This is a genomic window from Noviherbaspirillum malthae, assembly GCF_015352985.1.
In the GTDB taxonomy this organism is placed as follows: Bacteria; Pseudomonadota; Gammaproteobacteria; order Burkholderiales; family Burkholderiaceae_D; genus Noviherbaspirillum; species Noviherbaspirillum malthae.
The window spans coordinates 1-5,659 of the sequence record NZ_JACYXF010000141.1 but is presented as its reverse complement, the minus strand read 5'-3'; the positions used below and the strand labels follow the sequence as shown (position 1 = coordinate 5,659).

Genomic DNA, 5,659 nt, shown 5'->3' with positions numbered 1-5,659 from the left:
TGACCGTGCCTCGATTTCACGTACAGCAGGAAATTTGATAATTTCTTGTTTGTACGGAGGATGCGATGGAAGAGAAGTCAGTACCGAAACGACAGTACACAGAAGAGTTCAAGACCGAAGCGGCACGCCTGGCCGAGACTGTCGGCCAGCATGAAGCTGCCCGTCGACTTGGCGTACCGGTAGCAACGCTGGGTAACTGGGTCCGCAGGCACCGCAAAGGAGTGCAGCCCGCCCAGGCAGAGGCGGCTACCGCACTCAAGCGCCCGGTGAGCGAACTCGAGGCGGAGAATAGCCGGCTGCGCAAGGAGCTGGCCAGTGCCAAACTTGATATTGAAATTCTCCGAAAGGCAACGGCGTATTTCGCGAAGGGGTCGCGGTGAAGTACGCCTGGATTGACGCCCACCGCGACGGGTACAGTATCAGCCGGCTGTGCCGGGTTCTTGGGGTGTCGCGCAGCGGCTATTGCCAGTGGAGAAACCGGCCGCCCAGTCCAAGAGCGCAGGCCAATGCCGCACTCGATGCCGAAGTAGCGGCGATTCACCAAACAAGCCGCCGCAGCTACGGCCGTCCCAGGATCGTGGCCCAGTTACGCGCGCAAGGTAAGCGCATTGGCGGTGAGCGGGTGCGGCGCAGTTTGCAGCGGCAGGGGCTGCGTCCAGTCTATAAGCGGCCCTACCGGGTAACCACCGATTCCGATCACCGTCTGCCAGTGGCGCCGAACCTGCTGGAGCGGCGCTTCGACGGCTGGTCTGCCAATCAAGCTTGGGCCAGCGATATCACGTTTATTGCCACCGGCGAAGGTTGGTTGTACCTGGCAGCGATTCTGGATCTGGCGAGCCGTCGAATCGTCGGTTGGTCAATGAGTGAGCGGATCAACGCCGACTTGGTATGCTCGGCACTGCGTAGCGCCTGCTGGCAGCGCAAGCCGCCACCTGGACTGATTCTACATTCCGATCAGGGCAGTCAAGGCGGATTCAACCGGTCGTCGCAACACCTTAAATAAAGGAGGTGTTTATGGGAAGACCAGCGGGATGGATGCAGAAGTTGACCGGGCGAGGACCGATGCGCTCACCAGGTGCGCCGTCGCATCGGCGTGAGACCGAGCGGCGATTTTGGGAGCAGATCGCCACAGGCATTACAAGTGAGAAGGCTGCTGAAGCGGTTGGCGTGTCGCCGGCAGTGGGAACTCGCTGGTTTCGTCATAATGGTGGCATGCCACTTTCCATGTTGAGCCCGATATCCGGGAGATACTTATCATTTGCCGAACGAGAAGAGATTGGACTGCTTTCATGCCAGGACATCGGCGTACGAGAGATTGCTCGCCGTATCGGGCGCAGTGCATCAACGGTCTCCCGAGAACTCAGACGCAACGCTACAACTCGTGGCGGCCAACTTGAGTATCGCGCTTCGGTTGCGCAGTGGAAGGCGGAACTGGTTGCCAAAAGACCCAAACCGTGCAAATTGACGACTAATCCACGGCTACACCACTATGTGCAAGACCGGCTGGAGGGCAAGGTTCGCGACGCTAAGGGGCGTAATATTTCTGGGCCTGTGGCAGCGCCGTTCATAGGTAGAAACAAGCCGCATCGCGGTGACCGCAAATGGGGCAATGGCTGGTCGCCCGAACAGATATCCAATCGACTTCAGATCGACTTTCCGGACGACGAATCCATGCGTATCTCTCATGAAGCCATCTACCAGGCTCTCTACATCCAGGGCCGAGGGGCACTCAAACGCGAGCTGGTTAGCTGTCTGCGCACCGGGCGAGCGTTGCGCGTGCCTAGAGCCAGGGCACAGGCCAAGGCTTGGGCGCACGTTAGCGAGGAGGTGATGATCTCTAAACGGCCTGCAGAAGTACAGGATCGCGCTGTGCCGGGGCATTGGGAGGGTGATCTGATTATCGGCCTGAACAGGTCCGCGATTGGAACGCTGGTTGAGCGCTCAAGCCGATTCACCATGCTGGTTCACTTGCCACGCGAGGAAGGCTACGGGCTGATGCCTAGAACGAAGAATGGTCCTGCACTGGCTGGTTACGGCGCTGTCACGATGGCCAATGCGCTCAAGAAAACCGTCACTGAGATGCCTGCCCAGTTGTGGCAGTCATTGACCTGGGATCGGGGCAAAGAACTGTCTGATCACGCCCGCTTCACGATCGAGTCCGGGGTGAAGGTATTCTTCGCCGACCCGCACAGTCCATGGCAGCGCGGGACAAACGAGAATACGAACGGCCTCCTGCGGCAATACTTCCCGAAGGGCACAGACTTGGCTCGTTGGAGCGCTCGAGAGCTCCAGGCCGTTGCCAATACACTGAATTCCAGGCCGCGGAAAACGTTGGGTTGGAAGACGCCAGCCGAAGCACTGAACGAGTACCTAAAATCTGTTCAACAATATGGTGTTGCGACGACCGGTTGAATCCGCCCAATATGCCAGTCGAGCTTACCGGAAGCTGGCTGCCTCCTGGGGCCTGACAGTCTCCATGAGCCGCCGCGCCAACGCGTGGGACAAGGACTTTGTTTCATACAACACCTCTCCAATCCAGTCAGTAACGACCTGCTAGTCGGCAAGCCGCCGAGAGAATTTCACACCCATGGATTTCCGTGGTGGATTGCTACCTAGCGGTTCATACAGGCACTCGTTCTTGTCGCTGTAAGCATGTCCACGAATCAGGCCATGGCGATTCCATATCTTCACATGAGTGGGTGAGAGGTGCAACGCATCCGCCATTTCGTGTAGCGTTAACAATCCAGCTTCCCTTAATCGATCATAGCGCGACTTGAGCCCGTAGCTACGTTGAAGTCGAGCAATCATATGAGGATTGAAGCGCTTGCCGGCACCCGATACGATACCTCGCTCATTAAGGATACTCGCAATTTGTAGGTGCGTATGGTGGTTAAGCAGTTCATCGATTTGAGCGACGACTTCTGCAGGCGTAACGATTTTCTGCCAGGATGACATTGGCAGAGGCAGGTTAAGCGTCTTGTGGGCGCCGCCTTTGAAACGAATTTGCAAGGTGATTTGATGATCCCGATTCAAGGTCACATCTTCCAGAAGGAGTCGAATCATTCGCTTGCGTTCGCGATCTGGCGTACGCGGGTCACGCCACAGACGCGGGAAGTCTGTGGCGAGTGCCAGAATGGTCGCACGCTGTTCGTCCGTAAGGATGCGCCTATCCTGTTCATGGCGACGTCCATATTCTTCATGTGCCTCAGCCAGGGAGCGCAATCTTTGATTCCAGTCCGCTTCAAGGGAATCGGCAACCAGCCGATTGTCAGGATCGACACGCATATAGCGGCGCTGAGCCAAATCGGCTTCATACTGGGCACGCTCGACTTGTTTGTGACGTAGTCGGTCTGCTTCTTCCATGCGTGCCTGAAGCTCGTGCTGCACCGCCAGCGTCACTTCGAGGGCCATTGGGTTGACTGCTTCAATGAGTAGCTCGCCGATGGCCTGGTCGATGCCAACCCCGCAAACACGTTGGCAAATGGGTTCAGCATGCTCGATCCCTTCGTGCTGACAGACATATTCTGGACATAGGTGCTCTTTGCGGCTATGGTAGCGAACCGTCATGCGCCCACCGCAGCGCCCACAGACTACCAATCCCTGCAGTAGCGCGGGACCTTCGCGTGGCGGACCGCGGCGCCGATCTGAGCCTATCGCCTGTGCGCTTTCATGCAGGCGTCTCTGATTCCATTCATACTCTTCCCACGTAATATATCCAGCATGTGCATTAGGAATCAGCGTATCCCATTGATCTTGCGCCATGCGCTGCATATGGCTTGACCCGTCAACTGTTTTGCGCATATGAGTGCGACCATAAACGAATGCGCCAGCATATCTTGGGTTATGCAGGATGCGTAGTACCTGGCTGTGATCGAGACCGGTCCATAGCAATTTGCCCTTGTGAACTCCCTTGCCACACCGGCGCGGGAATGCCAATCCTTCTTGACGGGCAATTCTCGCCGTGGCCATCGCTGATCCGGTACGCCGGAACGTGGTGAACAGCCAACGTAGACAGTGCTGCACCTGTTGATCAGGGTCGAGGGTGATGGCACCCTCAGCATTGTAAACGAGCCCCACGGGCGGGCGCATTTCCAACTCGCCGCGCCTGGCCTTGCTCAGGATTCCCCCTTGCAATCGTGCCCTCAGCACATGCAATTCTGCCTCGCTCATCGTCCCCTTCAGTCCCAGCAAGAGCCGATCATTGAAGTGCGCCGGATCATAAACGCCATCTTCATCAAGGATGAGCGTATCTGTAATCGCGCAGATCTCAAGAAGCCGATGCCAATCTGTGGAATTGCGCGCGAGACGTGATACCTCCAGCCCGAGCACGATCCCTGCATGCCCAACACCGACCTCGGCGACAAGGCGCTGGAAGCCTTCACGGTCCGCTGATGAAGCGCCTGATTGTCCAAGGTCATTGTCAATCACAATGATTCGGTCTTCAGGCCATCCCAACGCAATAGCCCGCTGGCGCAGTGCGTATTGACGCTTGGTGCTTTCCGTATTCTCAAACACTTGTCTCAACGTCGACTGGCGCACATAGAGATAGGCGTCACGCTTAAGGTGGCCGATCTGGACCTTTTGATGTGGGTCGCTGTTCATATTCTCAACTCCTGATGACCATAGAGGACCATGCCTGCCAAGATCATCGTTATATCTTGCCGCATTCCTGAAGGAAGCATTTCTTCATCACTTGCAGACGCTCGCGGCGGCGCTGGAAACTCAACAGGGAGCTGAGTCCAAGTTTGCATCCAGGTCCTCATCCCGCTACGTATCAACACCGCAAGCCCCTGACCGCGGGATGCGCAACGTGGGCGTTCAAGGAACTGCCGACGCACGTCTTCGTAACGCGAGATCAATGCATCGTTGCGAGATGAGCTGCCAGGCAATGACAGGGACGGATTTATTACGGTTTTTTTTTGCGTAAGAACTGCCGTTCGATGCTGCGTGGGTGTACCTGTACGCCGAAGGTCTTTTGTACCAGGCTCGCTAATCGTTCGAAGCGTAGAGAGGGCTCGGCTACACGTGCCTGAACGAGGAATTCCATAATGGCTGACGTTAATTTGTGGCCGCCGCGCGGCCCCGGCTTCTGAGGAATCAGACCAGCCAACCCGCCTTGTGCAAAGGCCGCTTGCGCTTGATAGAACGACGGTCGGGAGAAGCCAAATGCCTTGGCGGCTTCGCTGACCGGCCGCTTCTCGACGCTGACCAAACGTAGCATTTCGTACTTCACCTGCAACAGGTCGTGAGGATCGAAGAAATCGTTGCCTTGGAACAGCGCATGGGTAACAGTGTCGGGATGAGGATTGAGGGTCGATTGTTGCTTCAATCCACGTCGTTTCTGTTCTTTGCTTCGGTCTGCAGCCATGGGCTTCTCCAGAGAAGATGAAGCGATACCGTGTAAAGTCAATTATGTACCGCAAACGTTCAATGTCAACCTCAGAGACTTCAGATCTGCTAGATTCTTCCTTGGAGCGGCAGCTGCTTAGACGAAGACCAGGCCTTGGTCGACGTAACGCCATGGACGTAATCGCGTTATCACTTACGGCATAATCCAATTTACACGTGAAGAACCGACTCATGACTTGCCTTCGTGGAGCAAATTCACCAGTTCCAGCAGTTCTTCGACGCGAAATGCAGCCCGTCCAGCAGACACCAT

General features: G+C 56.4%; 3 protein-coding genes and 1 pseudogene. 2 read left to right on the top strand and 2 right to left on the bottom strand.

From position 1 onward, the window contains the following. Nucleotides 1–65: 65 nt before the first annotated feature. Nucleotides 66–967, top strand: a pseudogene (locus IGW03_RS37100) (IS3 family transposase); the annotation flags it as partial. A 68-nt stretch (nucleotides 968–1,035) separates the two neighbouring features. Beyond that, nucleotides 1,036–2,412, top strand: coding sequence for an IS30 family transposase (locus tag IGW03_RS37095; RefSeq protein ID WP_194727392.1), 1,377 nt, complete (start codon nucleotides 1,036–1,038; stop codon nucleotides 2,410–2,412). A 141-nt stretch (nucleotides 2,413–2,553) separates the two neighbouring features. On the opposite strand, the gene IGW03_RS37090 is transcribed toward IGW03_RS37095, so the two are convergent. Then, nucleotides 2,554–4,602 (bottom strand): recombinase family protein, encoded by a 2,049-nt coding sequence (locus IGW03_RS37090; RefSeq protein ID WP_194727391.1) that lies wholly within the window; start codon nucleotides 4,600–4,602, stop codon nucleotides 2,554–2,556. Nucleotides 4,603–4,906: 304 nt separating this feature from the next. Continuing rightward, complete coding sequence (locus IGW03_RS37085; RefSeq protein ID WP_194727390.1) at nucleotides 4,907–5,368, bottom strand: helix-turn-helix domain-containing protein; 462 nt, start codon at nucleotides 5,366–5,368, stop codon at nucleotides 4,907–4,909. Nucleotides 5,369–5,659 lie beyond the last annotated feature (291 nt).

Excerpts from the sequence above, each read along its gene's own strand:
- IGW03_RS37095 (WP_194727392.1), top strand. The coding sequence starts at position 1,036 with ATGCAGAAGTTGACCGGGCGAGGACCGATGCGCTCACCAGGTGCGCCG.
- IGW03_RS37090 (WP_194727391.1), bottom strand. The coding sequence starts at position 4,602 with ATGAACAGCGACCCACATCAAAAGGTCCAGATCGGCCACCTTAAGCGT.
- IGW03_RS37085 (WP_194727390.1), bottom strand. The coding sequence starts at position 5,368 with ATGGCTGCAGACCGAAGCAAAGAACAGAAACGACGTGGATTGAAGCAA.